The sequence below is a fragment of the Thermomonas carbonis genome, from assembly GCF_014396975.1.
GTDB lineage: Bacteria > Pseudomonadota > Gammaproteobacteria > Xanthomonadales > Xanthomonadaceae > Thermomonas > Thermomonas carbonis.
Genome location: NZ_CP060719.1, coordinates 698,428 through 715,562, shown reverse-complemented (window position 1 = coordinate 715,562; position 17,135 = coordinate 698,428). Strand labels below are relative to the sequence as shown.

At 67.5% G+C, this 17,135-nt stretch carries 23 protein-coding genes; 11 read left to right on the top strand and 12 right to left on the bottom strand.

What is annotated here, in order from left to right; translation table 11 throughout:
- Positions 1 to 119 precede the first annotated feature (119 nt).
- Complete coding sequence (locus H9L16_RS03430) at positions 120 to 314, top strand: hypothetical protein (protein ID WP_187553193.1); 195 nt, start codon at positions 120 to 122, stop codon at positions 312 to 314.
- Positions 315 to 375: 61 nt separating this feature from the next.
- On the opposite strand, the gene H9L16_RS03425 is transcribed toward H9L16_RS03430, so the two are convergent.
- From H9L16_RS03425 to H9L16_RS03395, 7 genes are all read right to left on the bottom strand, one after another.
- Positions 376 to 2,358: an alpha/beta hydrolase family protein gene (locus H9L16_RS03425; RefSeq protein WP_187553192.1), complete on the bottom strand. Its 1,983-nt coding sequence runs from the start codon at positions 2,356 to 2,358 to the stop codon at positions 376 to 378.
- Between the two features lie 37 nt (positions 2,359 to 2,395).
- Positions 2,396 to 2,983, bottom strand: a complete 588-nt coding sequence (locus H9L16_RS03420) for an acyl carrier protein phosphodiesterase (protein ID WP_187553191.1) — start codon at positions 2,981 to 2,983, stop codon at positions 2,396 to 2,398.
- A gap of 9 nt (positions 2,984 to 2,992) precedes the next feature.
- Positions 2,993 to 3,880 carry an alpha/beta hydrolase gene (locus H9L16_RS03415; protein WP_187553190.1) on the bottom strand — a complete coding sequence of 296 codons (888 nt, stop codon included), beginning with the start codon at positions 3,878 to 3,880 and terminating at the stop codon, positions 2,993 to 2,995.
- Between the two features lie 87 nt (positions 3,881 to 3,967).
- Positions 3,968 to 4,945, bottom strand: a complete 978-nt coding sequence (locus tag H9L16_RS03410; RefSeq protein ID WP_187553189.1) for a hypothetical protein — start codon at positions 4,943 to 4,945, stop codon at positions 3,968 to 3,970.
- Positions 4,945 to 5,310, bottom strand: a complete 366-nt coding sequence (locus H9L16_RS03405; RefSeq protein ID WP_187553188.1) for a hypothetical protein — start codon at positions 5,308 to 5,310, stop codon at positions 4,945 to 4,947. The genes H9L16_RS03410 and H9L16_RS03405 overlap by 1 nt, the downstream gene beginning before the upstream one ends.
- Before the next feature lie 64 nt (positions 5,311 to 5,374).
- On the bottom strand, positions 5,375 to 6,151 hold the full coding sequence (locus H9L16_RS03400; protein WP_187553187.1) for a LytR/AlgR family response regulator transcription factor: 777 nt from the start codon (positions 6,149 to 6,151) through the stop codon (positions 5,375 to 5,377).
- On the bottom strand, positions 6,144 to 7,391 hold the full coding sequence (locus H9L16_RS03395) for a sensor histidine kinase (protein ID WP_187553186.1): 1,248 nt from the start codon (positions 7,389 to 7,391) through the stop codon (positions 6,144 to 6,146). Before H9L16_RS03395 ends, H9L16_RS03400 begins: the two co-directional genes overlap by 8 nt.
- Before the next feature lie 186 nt (positions 7,392 to 7,577).
- Between H9L16_RS03395 and H9L16_RS03390 the strand changes: the two genes are divergently transcribed.
- Both H9L16_RS03390 and H9L16_RS03385 read left to right on the top strand, forming a co-directional pair.
- On the top strand, positions 7,578 to 8,792 hold the full coding sequence (locus tag H9L16_RS03390; protein ID WP_187553185.1) for an MFS transporter: 1,215 nt from the start codon (positions 7,578 to 7,580) through the stop codon (positions 8,790 to 8,792).
- A gap of 33 nt (positions 8,793 to 8,825) precedes the next feature.
- Entirely contained in the window at positions 8,826 to 9,935 is a 1,110-nt protein-coding gene (locus tag H9L16_RS03385; RefSeq protein ID WP_187553184.1) for a GGDEF domain-containing protein, read from the top strand.
- Between the two features lie 15 nt (positions 9,936 to 9,950).
- Here the strand turns inward: H9L16_RS03385 and H9L16_RS03380 are convergent, their stop codons facing one another.
- Positions 9,951 to 10,799, bottom strand: a complete 849-nt coding sequence (locus H9L16_RS03380; RefSeq protein ID WP_187553183.1) for a DNA ligase — start codon at positions 10,797 to 10,799, stop codon at positions 9,951 to 9,953.
- A gap of 99 nt (positions 10,800 to 10,898) precedes the next feature.
- Positions 10,899 to 11,276, bottom strand: coding sequence for a YciI family protein (locus tag H9L16_RS03375; protein ID WP_187553182.1), 378 nt, complete (start codon positions 11,274 to 11,276; stop codon positions 10,899 to 10,901).
- A gap of 65 nt (positions 11,277 to 11,341) precedes the next feature.
- Between H9L16_RS03375 and H9L16_RS03370 the strand changes: the two genes are divergently transcribed.
- The 6 genes from H9L16_RS03370 (at position 11,342) to H9L16_RS03345 (ending at position 14,595) form a co-directional block, all read left to right on the top strand.
- Complete coding sequence (locus H9L16_RS03370; protein ID WP_187553181.1) at positions 11,342 to 11,494, top strand: hypothetical protein; 153 nt, start codon at positions 11,342 to 11,344, stop codon at positions 11,492 to 11,494.
- Between the two features lie 39 nt (positions 11,495 to 11,533).
- Positions 11,534 to 11,953 (top strand): YciI family protein, encoded by a 420-nt coding sequence (locus H9L16_RS03365; RefSeq protein ID WP_187553180.1) that lies wholly within the window; start codon positions 11,534 to 11,536, stop codon positions 11,951 to 11,953.
- A 23-nt stretch (positions 11,954 to 11,976) separates the two neighbouring features.
- Positions 11,977 to 12,384: a VOC family protein gene (locus H9L16_RS03360; protein ID WP_187553179.1), complete on the top strand. Its 408-nt coding sequence runs from the start codon at positions 11,977 to 11,979 to the stop codon at positions 12,382 to 12,384.
- 15 nt (positions 12,385 to 12,399) lie between these two features.
- Positions 12,400 to 12,819, top strand: coding sequence for a VOC family protein (locus tag H9L16_RS03355; protein ID WP_223158167.1), 420 nt, complete (start codon positions 12,400 to 12,402; stop codon positions 12,817 to 12,819).
- Positions 12,820 to 12,877: 58 nt separating this feature from the next.
- Positions 12,878 to 13,264 (top strand): VOC family protein, encoded by a 387-nt coding sequence (locus tag H9L16_RS03350; protein ID WP_187553177.1) that lies wholly within the window; start codon positions 12,878 to 12,880, stop codon positions 13,262 to 13,264.
- A gap of 62 nt (positions 13,265 to 13,326) precedes the next feature.
- Entirely contained in the window at positions 13,327 to 14,595 is a 1,269-nt protein-coding gene (locus H9L16_RS03345; protein WP_187553176.1) for an RNA polymerase sigma factor, read from the top strand.
- Positions 14,596 to 14,655: 60 nt separating this feature from the next.
- Here H9L16_RS03345 and H9L16_RS03340 read toward each other — a convergent pair whose 3' ends face one another.
- The 3 genes from H9L16_RS03340 to H9L16_RS03330 form a co-directional block, all read right to left on the bottom strand.
- A complete protein-coding gene (locus H9L16_RS03340) occupies positions 14,656 to 15,216 on the bottom strand; it encodes a DUF3016 domain-containing protein (protein ID WP_187553175.1) in 561 nt (186 codons plus the stop codon).
- Positions 15,217 to 15,288: 72 nt separating this feature from the next.
- The gene (locus tag H9L16_RS03335) at positions 15,289 to 15,570 is read right to left on the bottom strand and encodes a DUF3297 family protein (protein WP_187553174.1); all 282 of its coding nucleotides are present in this window, start codon (positions 15,568 to 15,570) and stop codon (positions 15,289 to 15,291) included.
- Between the two features lie 50 nt (positions 15,571 to 15,620).
- Positions 15,621 to 15,947, bottom strand: coding sequence for a hypothetical protein (locus tag H9L16_RS03330; RefSeq protein WP_187553173.1), 327 nt, complete (start codon positions 15,945 to 15,947; stop codon positions 15,621 to 15,623).
- Positions 15,948 to 16,090: 143 nt separating this feature from the next.
- On the opposite strand from H9L16_RS03330, the gene H9L16_RS03325 reads away from it, so the two are divergent.
- Complete coding sequence (locus tag H9L16_RS03325; protein WP_187553172.1) at positions 16,091 to 16,672, top strand: RNA polymerase sigma factor; 582 nt, start codon at positions 16,091 to 16,093, stop codon at positions 16,670 to 16,672.
- Positions 16,669 to 17,112: a hypothetical protein gene (locus H9L16_RS03320; RefSeq protein WP_187553171.1), complete on the top strand. Its 444-nt coding sequence runs from the start codon at positions 16,669 to 16,671 to the stop codon at positions 17,110 to 17,112. Before H9L16_RS03325 ends, H9L16_RS03320 begins: the two co-directional genes overlap by 4 nt.
- Positions 17,113 to 17,135 lie beyond the last annotated feature (23 nt).

Genomic DNA, 17,135 nt, shown 5'->3' with positions numbered 1-17,135 from the left:
GGGCAGGTTAGCTGAACGATTCCCATCGCTCGCGACAGGCATGACTTCCTGCCCATGCAATCCATTGTCATGGTGTTTTACATTACCAGCACACCAACAAACCAGTACAGGAGACGTTCATGTTCCGCACCCAGTCCCCCATCCCGGCCGCCTATGTCGAACGCCGTCTGACCCCGCGCCGCGGGGACGGCGGAGCAGAGCCGGCCCGCATCCACCGCGAACGCGACTTCGGCGTTGGTTACGGCAACAGCAGCGGGTACGGCAGCAACCGCACCTACACCCTGCCGCAGAACACCTACTTCCGCTGCCGCTGAGTCCAAGGCACCCGGCCGGGTCGCGACTCCCCGCGCGGCTCGGCCGGTCAAGCCCTCCAGATCACGTGTCGCCGGGGGTGGTCTCCCCGCTGCCCTCGGCGGCACGTGCTCCACCGATGTTGTCGGCCAGGAAGCCCAGCAACTTCACGTAGAAGGCGCGGCGGTGTTCCTGGGTATAGAAGCCGTGGCCTTCGGTGTCGAAATACAGGGTCTCGACCGGCTTGCCGGCATCGCGCAACGCACGCGCCATGGCCTTGCTGTGCGAAATCGGTGCGATCTGGTCGGCCCCGCCCGCCGCCAGCAGGACATTCGCCTTGATCCGGCTGGCCAGTTCGGTGGGCGAACGCGCCGCCAGCGTGCTGCGATCACCGACCCAGTCGTCCATCCAGTTGCGCAGCCATTTGGCATCGCGCGAATCCTCGCGGTGCTTGGCTTCCAGGTCGTAGACGCCGACATAGCCGACCGCGCAGCGATAGAGATCCGGTTCCTTCGCCGCGCCCATCAAGGCGGCATAGCCACCATAACTGGCACCGAAGATGCAGATGCGGGCTGGATCCGCGATGCGTTGGTCGATGGCCCAGCGGGTGGCATCGGTCAGGTCATCCTGCATCGCGCCGCCCCATTCGCGCGCGCCGGCGTTCTGGAAGGCCCGGCCGTAGTTGCCGGAACCGCGGAAATTGATCCGCAGCACCGCATAGCCGGCTTCGGCGAGCAGGTGCACGTCGTTGTCGTACTGCCATTCGTCGAAAATCCCGAATGGCCCACCGTGCGGCATGACGATCAGTGGCAACGGCGTGTCCGCTGCCGTGCCGAGCGGACGCGTCAGGTAGCCATGCAGCACCAGTCCGTCGCGCGCCTTGACCGTGATGGCACTCGACTTCGGCAGCTTCGCCGGATCCACCCATTCGCGTTGCACGAAGACGCCAGTGGCCGACATCGTGGCGGGATCGAACAGATAGGTGTCGCCTGGCATGCGGTCGTCCCAGACCTGCACCAGCGCAAGTCCGTCGCGGGTGTACGACGTCACCGTCACCGCGGACTCCGGGAATGCCTTCGCAAGCACCTGGTGCAGACGGCCCTGGGTGCCCGCAGCGTCCAGCAGGCGGGTATGCACGCGATCCGACATGTATTGCGCGCCGATCACCGTGCGCCAGTCGCGGCCGTACACCAAGTCATGGATGTCCACGGTGCTGTCGCGCAGCACGTCCTTGCGTTCGCCGGTGCGGGTGTTCCACGCGACCAGCGCATCCGGGCCGCTGGGTTGGGTGACTTCCAAGTAGGCGATGTCACCGTCGGCGGAAAAACCGACTGCGGTTTCGTAGCGCCCGCTGCTGGCCTCGTCATTGACCAGCTGCCATTCCGCCGCATCGTTCCCGCGGTGGTACAACTTGCTGAAGTTGTCGTTCATCGCGCCGCGGGCGAAACGGACCTGGCCCTTGGCATCGGTGAGGAACACGGCGCGGTTGACTGGCGCGGTCGCCACGCGCGTGCGCCGGCCACTGTGGATATCGAGTTTGTCGACCGTGGTCTGCGGGTTGACGCCGAGCTTCCACGCCGAGATCAGGACGTACTGCGGATCCTCCGGCAGCGGATCGATCAGGTCGGCCATCTCCCATGACACGTCGCCGTAGACGGCCACCATGCCCGGCTGCGCCTTCGGCCCCACCAGCATCTTCACCCGCTTGCCATCGAGCCCCAGCGCAAACAGCTGGCCGGTGCGATAGGGATGATCGTGGCTGCCGAACTGCTCGGCCATGGCAATGACGATCCGATCATCACTGGCCCACCAGAAATCGTCGACGACGGAGTTCTTCTCGCCGGCAGCGGTATTGACCAGCGTCTTGTCCGCGCGCCGCAGGATGGCGAGCCCGATGCGATCCTCCAGCTGCACCGTGGCGGCGTAGTACTGGCCGTCCGGCGAAATCTTGATGCGGTGGTACTTGTCCTGCTTGAGATAGGGCGCCAGGTCCACCTGCGCATGCGCGGGGGGCAGCGCCAGCAGCGCGCACAGGACGGCGAACAGCGCACTCGCGATTCTTGGCATCGGCGATCCCTGCGGCCATGAGGGCAAAGCCGGAAGTCTAATCGCGCATCGCCGCCGCAGCGTCCAGCAGGTCGGGGAAGAACGTCTCGAAGGCGGCGTCGATCGCGGTTTCCTCGACGCGCAACACATCGAGGCACGCCACCAGCTTGTCGCCATTGCGCGACAACCGGGTGGCGATGCCGCGCACCGCGTGATCCACGTTGCCGCGTTGCGCATACGAGCCCAGCCAGTCGTGCGCGGCCATGCGCGGGGCGATGGCGTGCAGTCGCGGCGGCAGCACATCGCGATGCGCAAGCAGCACGCGATAGACGCGCGCGGTGAACTCCTCCAGCGGCGCGTTGTTCCAGCGCAACCATTCGCGCGCCAGGCGATGGTCGAAATACACATCGAGCACGATGCCGGCATAACGACGCAAGCCGGCATCGTCGAACAGGCCGCGCGCTGCGACGACGGCTGGATGCGCATCGGTGTACTGGTCGATGCGGCGATGGCGGACGATCTCCGCGCGTATCGGCGATGGCCAGTCCTGCAATCCCGATTGCCCGAACACGAAATCGCCGAGGATCGCGCCGAGGATGGCGTCGTCCGAATGCCGGGCCAGCCAGGCGTGGGCGAGGTAATTCATCGCCCGATGTTAACGGCGCGGCGTCGGGCTGCCTCGTGACGATGACGGCGATGCCGCGCTGTCGAGCCGATGCAGCCAGTGCAGGGCGACCGGCGTGGCCTTGCGCGCATTGTCGTCATGCACCGCGCCGGGTGTGGTCGATGCACGCCAGCGAAGTCCCGGCGGCGCTTCGCGTCGCAGCACCGCGATCGCCTTGCGGTAGGCGGCGGTCATCTTCGGGTTTTCGTCGCCACCCAAGCTCAGGAACAACCGGCCCTGCAGATCGCGATGACCGCGCAGGAACCGATCCAGCCGCGTCACCATCGCCGCATCGTCCCGCCACAGTGCGGGACTGTTGGCGATCCAGGCATCGAACAACGACGGTTGCGCGATGAAGGCATGCATGACCAGCAAGCCGCCGCGCGAATTGCCGACCAGCGTGCGCGACGGGGCGGTGCGGAATTCATGCTCGACCTGCGGGATCAGTTCGCGTTGCAGGAAGCCGAGGAAGCGATCGGCTTGGCCATCGCCACTGCTGCCGTCATCCGCATCCTGGCGCATGCCCGGCGGCGTGTAGTCGCGATTGCGCGCGTCGCCGCTCGGGATGCCGATGACGATCGCCTCCGGCATCGCGCCGATGCGCGCCATCAATTCGGCCGTGTTCGCGGTGTGCACGCTCTGCGAGGTGCCGTCGAGCACGTAGAACACCGGATAGCGCTGCTTCGGCGAACGCGCGTAGCTGTCGGGCAGGTGCACGAAGTACGTGCGTTCCTCGCCCAACACCGATGACGCCAGGGTGCGTTGCTGGATCGATGGATCCGGGATGTCGCGACCGAACCAGTACGCCGTGGCCAGCCAACTGGCGGCGGCGACCAGCACCAACGAAAGCATCCAGCGGATCCAGATCGTTCTTTTCATGGCGTGCTTCCTTCGGGCAATGGATGTCCTTGCGCATGGCCATGGCCATGCGCGCGACAAGTTGTCTTGGATATCGAACTCGAGCGTCTACGGTGTCGCGAGGACTTGCCGGAAGAACGCGGTGGAACGGTCCTGCAATGCCTTGCGGTCGTGGCCCACGCCGGGCACCAGTTCGAAGCGCGCGTTCGCGCCGGCCCGGGCGTACAGCGTTTCCGCGTGCGTCCAGCGGGCGAGCGGGGTGTCGCCGAACAGGCGGTCCACTTCGTTCGCCATCGGTTTGTCCCAGCCGTCGTTGAAATCCAGCGAATCGTTGTCGTCGGCGTCGCCCAGGTAGAGGTACTGCGGCACGCGGGCGAACGCGGCGGCGTCGAACGGTGTGCCGGTCAGCGCCGACAGGTCGGCGATGCCGGCCGGATAGGGCAGTGCGTCCACGCCGACCTTGGCCACCGGCGCGATCGGCCAACCACCGGGCGAGCCGATGCTCGCCGCGCGCACGCGATCGGGATGCAGGACAGTGAAGCGGTTGGCGAACATCGCGCTGGCGGAGAAGCCCTGCAGCAGTACCCGCGGATCCACCGGCGTGCCGGCCTTGCACAGGCGCGCACTGGCATCGTCGATCATCGCGATGAGTTGCAGGTCGAGACGCGACAGCACCGGATCGCGGGTCGTGAGTACATCGCGATCCAGCGCATGCGTGTAGGTCCGCCAGTCGCGCGCGGTACGCGGGAATGCGGGCACCAGCAATGCGACGCCGAGCTCGTCGGCGATGCGCTTGCGCTCGAAGCCGGTCATCCACGCGTCACGCCGGTGGAAGCCGATGTCGTCCGACGTGCGGCCGCTGTTGTTGGGTTGCACCAGCAGGGTGGCGTTGCCGCGTTCGTCGCGGTGCAGCGTCGCCGGCACGTAGAGGTAGTAGTCGGAATGGAAACCGGTGCGCGGTTCCGCGGCGACATGCTCGACGCGCAACGCGTACGGACCCAGCAGCACCGCGACGCCGATGCCCGCGACCAGCAACAGGCCGAGCATCACCTTCGGGGCCAGGCGCAGGAAGCGGCGCAGCGCCATCAGCGTGTCTTCGTCACAGCCGCTGGCTGGCAGTCCGCGCCCATCGCCGCACCGGTGGTCGCCACGCAGGGACGGAAGTCGACCAGGCCGGCGACCTGGTGGCTTTCGCCGCGCGCCACGCTGAAGCGTTGCAGCGGTGCCAGCTTGCAGTCGGCCTTGCCGGCGCAGGCGTCCGGATACAGCGTGTAGTGGCAGCTGCCGCTGCTGCTGTCCACGCAATTGAAGCGCGCCACGCCGTCCTGCACGTGTGCCTTGCTGGTCAGGCGCACCTGGTCGCTGTCGATGCGACTGGTGAACGTGGTGCCGCCCATCGAACAACCGGACAGCGCCAGCAGGAACTGCAGCAATGCGATGAACTTGGACATGGGATGCCTCGTGTCGATGGCGCGCAGCGCGCGCGGAGTGAGCGAGCCGCGTCTAAGCGGCGGACTACATCTGCTTGAACAGGGCCATGAAGGGTTGGCTCACCGCCAGCGTTTCCGTGCGGTTCTTCAGCCGCAAGGTGCCGCGGCCGCTGTCGTCGCGGAGGATGCCGGCGACGGCCTTGAGGTTGACGATGGTCGAGCGGTGGATCTGCTTGAACGTGGCCGGGTCCAGCCGCGGCAGCAATTCCCGAAGTGGCGTGCGCAGCAGTGCTTCGCCATCGGCGGTGACCACGGTGGTGTACTTCTGGTCGGCGTGGAAATAGATGACCTCGTCGACCAGCACCAGTCGGGTTTCGCGGCCGGCGCTGGCGGTCAGCCAGGTCAGCGGCTCCGGCGAACCGGCCGGATCCGGCATCGCGCCGAGCTTGTCGAGCAGCGCGGCCAGGGTGGCGGCATCGGGCAAGGTGTCCTGCGCCTGCAGCCGCGCCACCGTGGCATCCAGCCGTTCCGGTTTGACCGGCTTGAGCAGGTAGTCGATGGCACCGCGGTCGAAGGCGTCGATCGCGTACTGGTCGTAGGCGGTGACGAACACGATACGCGTGCGCGGGCTGGCGTCGGCGGCGGTCGTTGCCACTTCCAGGCCGGTCAGGCCGGGCATGCGGATGTCGAGGAAGGCGACGTCGGGCTGGTGCTCGGCCAGGGCCTCGACCGCGCTGGCGCCGTCCTCGCATTCGGCGACGATGCGCAGCGACGGCCAGGCGCGCTTGAGTTCGGCGACCAGGGCGTGGCGCAGCAGCGCTTCGTCCTCGGCCACGATGCAGGTGCGGATGGCATCAGGCATTGGGGTTGTGTCCATTGGCCGGCACGGTGAGCGTGGCCGCCACGCCGGCGGGGAAATTGGCGACGACGGCGAGGTTGGCCGCGCCGGCATAGCGCAGGCGCAGGCGTTCGCGCACGTTCTTCAGGCCGATGCCGGTGCCGCTGGTCTTGCTGTTGAAGCCTTCGCCGTTGTCGGCCACGGTCACCGCCACGGTGTTGTCGTCGCGGCGCGCGCGGATCCACACGGTGCCGCCGCCGGTACGCGGCTCCAGTCCGTGCTTGATCGCGTTTTCCACCAGCGTCTGCAGCATCATCGCCGGCATCGGGGTGGTGCGCAGGGCTTCGGCCACGTCGGTCTGCACATCGAGCCGGTCGCCCATCCGCACCTTGAGGATTTCGAGGTAGGCCAGTGCGCGCTCGAGTTCCGCGCCGAGCGTGGACATCTCGCCTTCGACGTTCGGCAACGAGCGGCGCAGGTACTGGATCAGGTGGCCGAGCATCGCCTCGGCGCGGACCGGATCGCTGCGGGTCAGCAGTTGCGCGCTGGCCAGCGTGTTGTAGAGGAAGTGCGGCTCGACCTGCGCATGCAGCAGGTTGAGCTTGGCCTCGGTCAGTTCCTTTTCGGTGGCGGTCTGCGCGGCGCTGGCCTGCTCGCCGCGGCGACGCTCGCCGATGCGGCGGGTGATCGCGCGGACGATGGCTTCGGCGTTCTCGTAGTTGGTGCCGTCATCGACCAGGAACCAGTCGCTCCACGCCGGGTTTTCGGGTTCGCAGATCAGGGCGACGCGGCCGCTGTCGCCGGCCGGCGTGACCGTGGCCTGCAACTGGTTGCGCGGCAGGCCGAACCACAGCAGCGGGTTCCAGCGCCGCAACGGATGCTCGCCGTAGGTGCGCGGCCGCGCCACTTTCGCCTTGACCTGCAGGCTGTCGCGCGCGCTCTGGATCTGTTCCGCGCCGGGCAATTCGCGGATCGCGGCATCGAGCAGGTCGAAGGCTTCGCCGGCTTCCAGCGGGATCTCCACCAGCCGCTTCTGCCGGTTGCCGAGGGTGTCGCCGTCGATGTGCCCGGCGATCAGGCGGACCCGGCGCAGGTGCGAGAACGCGCCGCCGATCACCAGCGCCATCGTCCCCATCACCAGCAGGATGATCGGCAACTCGAAGCGGCCGATCAGCGGAACCGACGAATACATCGCCGCGACCATCATGACGACGAAGCCCCAGGCGATGGCGATGCGGAGGACGAAGGCGAGGCTCTTGAACATGGGCGGCGATGCTTGCTTGGGGTTGCGGCGAGGATAGTGGGGCATCCCGCGGATGGAAGCCGCACTGCGACGGAACCCGCGTTGGCGGCGACGAAGCCGCGGTTGGCGGCATCGGCACCGTGGCTGCAACAGGCCATGCCATCGTTTTCACCCGCCGTGGGCGATGTTGCGGCGCACAATACGCGGATGCCAGCCACGTCCCCGCCTGTTCTTTCGCCGCGCCACGTCGCCCTGATCCTGTTCGCGCTGGCGATGGGCGGCTTCGCCATCGGCACCAGCGAATTCGTGGTGATGGGCCTGATCAGCGAGATCGCCCGCGACCTGGGCGTGACCGAGCCGCAGGTCGGCCACGTGGTCAGCAGCTATGCGCTGGGCGTGGTGGTGGGCGCGCCGCTGCTGGCGATCCTGGGTGCCAGGCAGCCGCGGCGTCGATTGCTGCTGTGGTTCATGGCGTTCTATGCGTTCGGCAACCTGGGCAGTGCGTTGGCCGCGGATTACCCGACATTGATGCTGTCGCGGTTCATCGCCGGCCTGCCGCATGGCGCGTACTTCGGCGTGGCGGCGCTGGTGGCCGCTCATATCAGCCCGCCCGAGCAACGTGGCACCGCGGTCGGCCGGGTGATGCTGGGCCTTTCGGTCGCCTTGCTGATCGGCAATCCGCTGGCGACGTGGCTGGGCCAGATCCTGGGCTGGCGCTACGCCTTCGGCGTGGTGGTCGCGGTGGCGCTGGCCACGGTGGCGATGACCGCGCGGGTGCTGCCCGCAGGACTGGGTGCGCCGCGCACCGATGCCATGCGCGAACTGCGCGATTTCAACCGCGCGCCGGTCTGGCTGACCCTGGGCATCGGCGGGATCGGCTTCGCCGGGATGTTCAGTGTTTTCAGTTATCTCGCCCCGACGCTGGAACACGTGACCGGCACCGGGCCGGGCTTCGTGCCGATCGCGCTGCTGGCCTTCGGTGTGGGCAGCGTCATCGGCACATTGCTGGGCGGTTGGCTGTTCGACCGCTTCGGTTTCCGCGCCGCGGCACTCGTGTTGGGTGGGGCGGTGGTCGTGTTGCTGCTGTACCCGCTGGCGGCGCAGTCGCCGTGGACGATCCTGCCGGTGGTCGCGGCGACGGCCTGCATGGGTGCGCTGGGGCCGATCCTGCAATCGCACCTGATGGACGTGGCGCGCGACGCGCAGACCCTGGCGGCGGCCTCGCACCATGCCGCGTTCAATTTCGCCAATGCGCTGGGCCCGTGGCTGGGCGGGATGGCGATCACCGACGGCTACGGTTGGACCGTCACCGGACCAGTCGGGGCCGCCACGGCCATCGCCGGCCTGCTGGTTTATGCGCTGGCGCTGCGCGAACGCCGCACTGCCGCCACGTGCATCGTGCACGTGGCCGACGCCGACTGAACGGCTCGCGATAGACTGCCCGCCGGGGGTGGCATGTCACAGCCGGCGATCGACAACCTGTACAACGACGCACCCGGCCTGCCCTGGGTCGAGCGGGATGCGCGCGACCGCCGCTCGCGGCTCACCGAACTGCTGGCGCGGGTCTCGCGCGAGGCCGCCGAGGGTGAAGATCTGGAAGCGGTGCTGCGGCGGATCGTGGATTGCCTGGTCGAGCGCATGCCGGTGGCGATCGCCAGCATCGTCCTGCTCAACGAGGCCTGCACCCATTTCGTCCACGAAGTCTGGGCCGGCGAGCTCACCCTCAACGTATTGCAGCCCGCCGACGACTGGCCGGTGAGCAAGGGTGCCGCCGGGCGTTGCGTGCGTACTGGCGTGGCCCAGCTGATCGCGAATGTCGACCTCGACCCGGATTACCTGGCCGGCAACAGCGAGGTGCGGTCCGAATACCTGGTGCCGATCCGTCATCGCGGCCGCCTGCATGGCGTGCTCAACATCGAGAGCCCGCAGTCGGACTTCTTCACTGCGGAAGCCTGCGAAGTGTTCGATGCGATCGCCGCCCAGGTCGCCGGCACCATCCATCTGGCGCGGGTGGTGCGCGAACTGGAAACCGCCAACCGCAAGCTGCATGCCTTGTCGATGCAGGACGGCCTGACCGGCATCGCCAATCGCCGCCAGTTCGATGCGGCCCTGCAACAGTTGTGGACGCGGCTGGTCAAGGGCAGCGTGCCACTGGCGCTGCTGATGGTCGATGCCGACTGGTTCAAGGCGCTCAACGACACCGCCGGTCACCTGCATGGTGACGAGTGCCTGCGCGCGCTGGCGCGGTTGTGCGAGGGGCAGCTGCGCGGCGAGGACGACCTGGTCTCGCGTTTCGGCGGCGAGGAATTCGTGCTGCTGCTGCCGGGCCGGGATCTTGAAGCAGCGGTGGCGGTGGGCGAGGCCTTGCGCCAAGCGGTCGCGCGCCAGCGGCTGGAGCATCCGGCGTCGCCGATCGCGCCCTACGTCACCGTCAGCATCGGCGCGGGTGCCACTTGGCCCTCGGAGGGTGGCCAGCCGGAAGGCCTGCTGCTGGCCGCGGACCGGGCGATGTACGCAGCCAAGGCGCGCGGCCGCAATTGCGTGGTCGCCAAGTTCGTGGGATGACGTCCGCTGCGGCACTCAGTCGCGGCGCACCCGCAGGTAACGGGCGAAACGCGGGTTGCCCTTCGCGGTGAGTCCGTCGTAGCGGAACGTGACCATGCTGCCGACGGCTGGTGGCGTGGCGCGGTCGGTATCGCGCAGGCCGCTGCCCAGGGCGAAGCGGCGTCCGTGTGCGTCCTCGACCAGCAGCGCGCCAACCATGCCGGTGTACTTGCCCTTGCCCGGCCGGTAGCCGACCACGCGTGCCTCGGCATCGTCCCAACGTTTGAACTTGAGCAGCGTCTCGCTGCGCCCGGCGCGGTACTGCGCCAGCGCGTGGTGCAGCATCAGGCCTTCGCCGCCAGCGGCCATCACCCTGTCGAGGTGGGCATCGAGCAAGGCCCGGCTGGTCAGGTGACGCTGCGGGATGTGCCCCAGCTGGACCGAGTCGGCTGCCATCACCATGGCTTGCAGTCGCAGCGTACGCTTGGCGAAGTGGCCGTTGTCGCCGGGCAGGTCGAACGCCATGAAGCGAACCTCTCGCCATGCACGGTCGTCGCGTTGCAGGGCGCGGACCAGGTTGCTGATGTCCTGGAACCGGCCACGACCCAGCCAGAGTTCACCATCCATCGGCTGCGCCGGCCAACCGCGGGTGAAGCTGGCTGGGGCATCGATGCGGTTGCCGTTGCGCGTCCACAGCGCACGGTCATCCCAGCGGGCGCGAACGCCATCGAGTTTCTCGCTGACCAGGTAACTGGCGACGTCGATGTCGCTGGCGACGCGGCTGGCCAGCATCGGGGCGGGTGCTGCGTGCAACTGGGTACTGGCATGCAGCTGTTGCTGCGGGGTGAGCAGCAGCACGGCGAGCAGGGCAGGGTGAAGATCCATGGCGCGTCCGGCGGAAAGGGAACGCCGTCAGCATCCCGCGACCGCGATGGCATCACCGTCCGTCGCGCACCCGTTTCGTGGTCAGGGTTTTCCGCGTCGTCAGTCGGCGCCGACCTGCGTGCGCACCGCCTGCATGTCGCGCACCGGACGCACTTCGATGCTGCCGAATTGCGACCACGGGAACGCATGCGCGATCTGCATCGCCGCGTCGATGTCGGCGGCTTCGATCAGGTTGAAGCCGGCCAGGAACTCGCGGGTTTCCGCGAACGGACCGTCGGTGATGCGCGATACGCCCTCGCGCACGCGCAGGGTGCGCGCCGTGCCCGGATCCTGCAGTTGCTGCGAGGCGTGCAGGCAACCGGCATCGCGCAACGCATCGGCCTTTTCGAAGCAGCCGCGCATCAGCCGGTCGTAGTCCTCCGCCGGTAGTTCGGTCAGGCGTTCCGGGTCGATGTAGATCAGGGTCAGGAATTGCATCGCGTGTTCCGGATCGTGGCCAGGTCGGCGGATGATGCAGGGCATGGCGGCGGGCGACAACCTGAATGCGCCATGTCGTTCTGAGCGGAGCGAAGAACCTGTTTTTCCTGCAATCAGGCTGCAGGAACGAGAAGCGGATACTTCGCTTCGCTCGGGATGACGAGAAATTTTTCGATGGCGTGTCGATTGCGGGCGTCATCGTCCGTCGTGTTGCATGAAGGGCGGAACCTCCATCCGATCCAACGCAGGAGCAGCGCATGAAAGTCATGGTACTGGTCAAGGCCACGGCCGATTCCGAAGCCGGCGCGATGCCGAGCACCGAATTGCTGGAGGCGATGGGCAGGTTCAACGAAGACCTGGTCAACGCCGGGGTCATGTTGGCCGGCGAAGGCCTGCACCCGAGCGCGCGCGGCACTCGCATCGCCTTCGACGGCCCGTCGCGGCGGGTAATCGACGGCCCGTTCGCCGAAACCCGCGAGCTCGTCGCCGGGTTCTGGCTCTGGCAGGTGCGCTCGATGGACGAGGCCATCGAATGGGCCAAGCGTTGCCCGAACCCGATGCCTGGCCCGTCCGAACTGGAAATCCGCCCGATCTTCGAGGCCGAGGATTTCGGCGCCGAATTCACCCCCGAGTTGCGCGAACAGGAAGACCGCCTGCGCGAGCGCCTCGGCAACTGAAACGCCCATTCCTGGAGAACGCCATGAAACTGACCCCGTACCTGATGTTCCGCCACGGGAAATGCCGCGAGGCCTTCGCGTTCTATGCGCAGGCGCTGGGCGGCGAGATCGTCTCCACCGCGACCTATGGCGACATGGGGCCGGACATCCCCGAGCCGATGCGACCCTTCATCGCCAACATCCACTTGGTGGTGGGTGGCGCTTCGATCATGGGCGCGGACGCGATGGAGAACCCCGATGGCCAGGCCACGACCTCGGTCAACATCGAGGTGGACAGCATCGAGGACGCCGAGCGCATCTTCGCCGCGATGTCCGAAGGCGGCGAGGTGCGGATGCCGCTGGCCGAAAGCCAGTGGGCGCTGCGCTTCGGCATGTTCGACGATCGCTACGGCCAGCCGTGGATGATCAACCTCGTGAAGCCGATGCCGTAACCCGCGCATCAACCCATGGAGAACCCCATGCCCCGCAACCTCTACGTCAACCTGCCGGTGAAGGATCTCGAGCGCACCGTCGATTTCTTCGCCGCGCTCGGTTTCTCGTTCAATCCGATGTTCACCGACGAGAACGCCACCTGCATGATCATCAACGACAGCACCAGCGTGATGCTGCTGGTCGAGTCGTATTTCGCGACGTTCACCAAGAAGCCCATCGCCGATGCGCATGCGGCGACCGAAACCCTGCTGGCGATCTCGGTCGACAGCCGCGCCGAGGTCGACGACTTCGTCGCCAGGGCCATCGCCAAGGGGGCGGTCGAATACGCGGAGCCGAAGGATCTCGGCTTCATGTACCAGCGCGGAATCGCCGACCTCGACGGACACCAGTGGGAAGTCTTCTTCATGGACGAATCGCAGTTCCCCGGCGCTTGAGCCGGGCGCATCACGGGCCGCGGCGAATGGCGCCGCGCCAACACCCAGGAGCAAGCAGATGAGTGCATCCAATCCGGTGGTCTGGTTCGAGATCTACACCGACGACCTGGCCCGAGCGCGCGCCTTCTACGAAGCCGTGCTCGACGTCACCATGGAACCGTTGCCGATGCCCGGCGACATGGACGGTTTCCAGATGCTGGCCTTCCCCGCAAGCATGGACAATCCCGGCGCGGGCGGCACGCTGTGCAAGATGGAAGGCGTCTCGCCCGGCATGGGCGGTACCTTGGTTTACTTCAACTGCGCCGATTGTGCGATCGAGGCGGGTCGGGTCGAGGCCGCGGGCGGCAAGTTGCACCAGGCCAAGATGTCGATCGGCGACTACGGCAACATCGCCCTGGCCTTCGATACCGAGGGCAACATGTTCGGCCTGCATTCGATGGGTTGAACGGGCCGGGATCGCGAAGTCGCGGCTTGCGCGGCTTCGCGGGCGATGGTGTGATCGGCGGCATGAATGACGCCGCCGTCCATCGCCGCCTCGACGCCCTGTGGCGGATGGAATCGCCGAAGCTGCTCGCGCGGCTGGCACGCATCACCGGCAACATCGACACCGCCGAGGAACTGGCGCAGGACGTGCTGGTCGGCGCACTCGAGCGCTGGCCACGCGAGGGCGTGCCGGACAACCCGGCGGCGTGGCTGATGACGGCGGCCAAGCACCGCGGCATCGACCACGTGCGCCAGCGCCAGTTGCACGCGCGCAAGCAGGCCGAGTTCGGCATTGAACTGGAATTGCACGGAGCCGACATGCAGGGCGACGATGCGCAACGACTGGCGGACGACGACATCGGCGACGACCTGTTGCGGCTGTTGTTCACCAGTTGCCATCCGCTTTTGCCGATGGAGTCGCGGGTGGCGCTGACCCTGCGCATGCTCGGCGGACTCAGCACGCCGGAGATCGCCCGCGCCTTCCTGCAACCGGAACCGACGGTGGCGCAACGCATCGTCCGCGCCAAGCGCACGCTCGCGGACAAGCAGGTGCCGTTCGAGGTGCCACGCAAGGCCGAGTTGCCGGAACGCCTGGATGCCGTGCTGGAAGTGCTCTACCTGGTCTTCAACGAAGGCTATGCGGCGACCAGTGGCGACGACTGGATGCGCCCGGCGCTGTGCGAGGAAGCGCTGCGTCTTGCACGTGTGCTGGTCGGGTTGTTGCCGGGCGAGTCCGAAGCCTTCGGCCTGCTCGCGCTGATGGAACTGCAGGCCTCGCGCATGCCGGCGCGCACGCAAGCCGATGGCGCGCCGATCCTGTTGCCGGAGCAGAACCGCGCGCGCTGGGATAGGTTGCAGATCCAGCGCGGACTGCAGGCGCTGGCGCGTGCGCAACGAACGGGCGGGGCCGATGGCCCGTACGCACTGCAGGCCGCACTGGCTGCCTGCCACGCCCGCGCCTTGCGCTTCGCCGACACCGACTGGAACGCGATTGCCACGCTGTACGCACGGCTGATGCAGGTCGCGCCATCGCCGGTGATCGAACTCAATCGCGCAGTGGCGGTGGGCAAGGCGCAGGGGCCGCAAGCCGGGCTGGCGATCGTCGACCGCTTGGTCGGCGACGCGAAGCTGCGCGATTACGCGCCGCTGCCGGCCGTACGCGGCGACCTGCTGCAAAAGCTCGGCCGCGATGCGGAAGCGCATGCCGACTTCACCCGCGCCGCATCGCTTACCGGGAATTCGCGCGAACGCGAGGTGTTGCTGGCACGCGCAGCAGCGTGCGTGCCAGCCTGACACGACGAAGCCGCCTTGCGGCGGCTTCGTGGATCCTGCGTGTTGCGATGACGGGGCCGGTCAGCGCGAGGCGGTACGCCAGTCGCTGCGCAGCCAGCTGTCCACCATGCGCTTCTCGTAACGCAACGGATCGCTGTCGTTGAAGCGCGAGGCATTCATCAGGAAGGCCGGGTCGGACAGCTTGCGTTCGCCTTCGGCGAGGACCGAACCGCTGGAATCCAGCTCGCGGAAACGCAGAGTCATGCGCGGCGGATACATGTCGCGGATGATCCGGGCGTCCTGCAGGTTCGGGGCCAGCCAGGGCTCGTAGCGACCGGCGCGCTGGATGTCGACGATGGTCAGCTCCAGCCGGTGGCCGGTCGGCAGGGTTTCCTCGGCTTCCGTGCGCATGTAGGTGGCGAGCGTGTTCAACCAGTTGCCTTCCGCGGAGGCATGGCGATTACCGCTGAAGCGCATTTCGGTGAACTGGGCCGGGTCTTCCCAAGCCACGCTGACCGGGCCGGCTGCAGGCAGCGCACGCGGGGCATCGGGAGCGAGCATGCTGGTGCTGCCGGTGGACGCGCAGGCACCCAGCGCGAGGACCGTGGCGAGCAGCAGGGGCAGGGTGCGCAGGCGGTTCATGACAGGACTCCGGTGGCGGGGACGTGGCCAGTGTGCGCCCGCAACGCGATTGCGGGCGAGGTTCGCGGGCGTTCAGTCAGCCGGCGTTTCGTTCGCGGTGTCCAGGAACCAGGCCTCGACCGTACCCTTGAACTTCATCGTCATCGGCTGCCCGCGGCGATCCAGCGCGCGACCCGCGGCCATCCGCACCCAGCCTTCGCTGATGCAGTATTCCTCGACGTTGTTGCGTTCCACGCCGTTGAAGCGGATGCCGATGCCGCGTTCCAGCGCGGCTGCATCGTGGAACTTGCTGCGCGGGTCGTTGGACAGGTGGTCGGGCGGGGTATCGGTGGTGGCGTTGGTTGCGTCGGTCATCGGGATGGCTGCCGGCCTGAGGGGCCGACAGCATACCCGTCGCGCGTTGCTCAGCCGAGCTTGCGCGAGGCCGCGAAGGACGCCAGGTTGCCGACGCCGACCGCACCGACCAGTACCGCGATCACCCCGGGGGTAATGTCGGTCCAGCCCGCCGCTTCTACAATCGCGAAGCCGATCGACAGTGCGACCAGGGTGATGCCCCAGCGCAGCGAGGACAGCCGTCGATTCACTTCATCGCCCTCCAGGATGCTGCGGACCAGGTCGGGCGCGCCGTTGCTGGCGACCAGCTGCTTGCGCACCCGGGCGTCGACCACCGCCTTGATCGAATAGGCGATGCAGGCGAACAGGGTGATCGGGATGAGCAGTTCGAAATTCATGGGATGTCCTCGGTGGGTCGGGCCGGCCATGCGGGCCGTTCGGACAAAGAGATACGGCCGGCGCGGGCTCGGTTGCAGCTTGCGGCAGGAAATCCGTCGACAATCCTTGCAACCGATGCCGCCCCGGGCGTATCCCATGCCCCATGGATGCCGACCGCGCCCTTGTCGAAGCCGTGCTCGCGAACCGCGCGGGCGCGTTCGAGCAATTGGTGCGCGACTACCAGGGCCTGTGCTGGCACATCATCCAGCGCATGGTCCGGCATCCCGAGGACACCCGCGAGCTCTGCCAGGAGGCGTTCCTGCGCGTGCACCGCTACCTGCAGCAGTACCGCTTCGACAGCCCGTTGAAGTCCTGGATCGGCCAGGTCGCGTATTCGGTGGCCAAGCGCCACCTGGAGCGCAAGCGGATCGCGCTGGCGGACATGCACGTGGGCGGCGGGATGGACGAAGACGATGGTCCGTCCCTGCTCGACAACATCGGCGACGGCGTCGACCTGCAGGACGCGCATGCGCAGGCAGACGACGAGCGTGAACTGCATGCCGCGATCGAACGCCTGCCGCCGCTGCAACGCACGATCCTGACCCTGTATCACCTGGAAGAACTGCCCATCGGCGAGATCGCGACCATCACCGGCCTGGCCGAAGGTACGATCAAGAGCCACCTGTTCCGTAGCCGCAAGACACTGCGCGAGTTCCTGGAACCGCGCATCGGAGTTGCCGCATGACTACCAACGACGACGAAAACCAGATGGACGACGCGCGCTGGCAGGCACAGGAGCGAGCCCGTCGCCTCGATCCGGACGCCGACCCGGCCGAGCTGCGGATCGCCCGCGCCCTTCGCCGTGTGCCGCCGGTGAGCTTGCCGGTGGATTTTGCCGCACAGGTCGCCGCGCTGGCGCTCACGCAGCCCGCGTCCGCAACAGCTCCGGAGCAATCGCTGCTGGAGCAGCGCCTGTTGCGGGGGCTGGTCATCGTGTTCGCGCTGTCCGCCGCCGTGGTGGTCGCCTGGTTCGGTCGAGGCTGGGTCGCGGAACTGGCGGCGGTGTTGCCGGGCGGCGGCGATGCGGTGGCCTGGAGCGGGGTCGCCGCGCTGTGCCTGCTTGGCAACTGGAGCGTCGGCCTGTTGCGCGGGCAAGGCATGCGCGGATCGCACGCCGCCGCCTGATCGTCGCCTGCGGCTCGTTACAA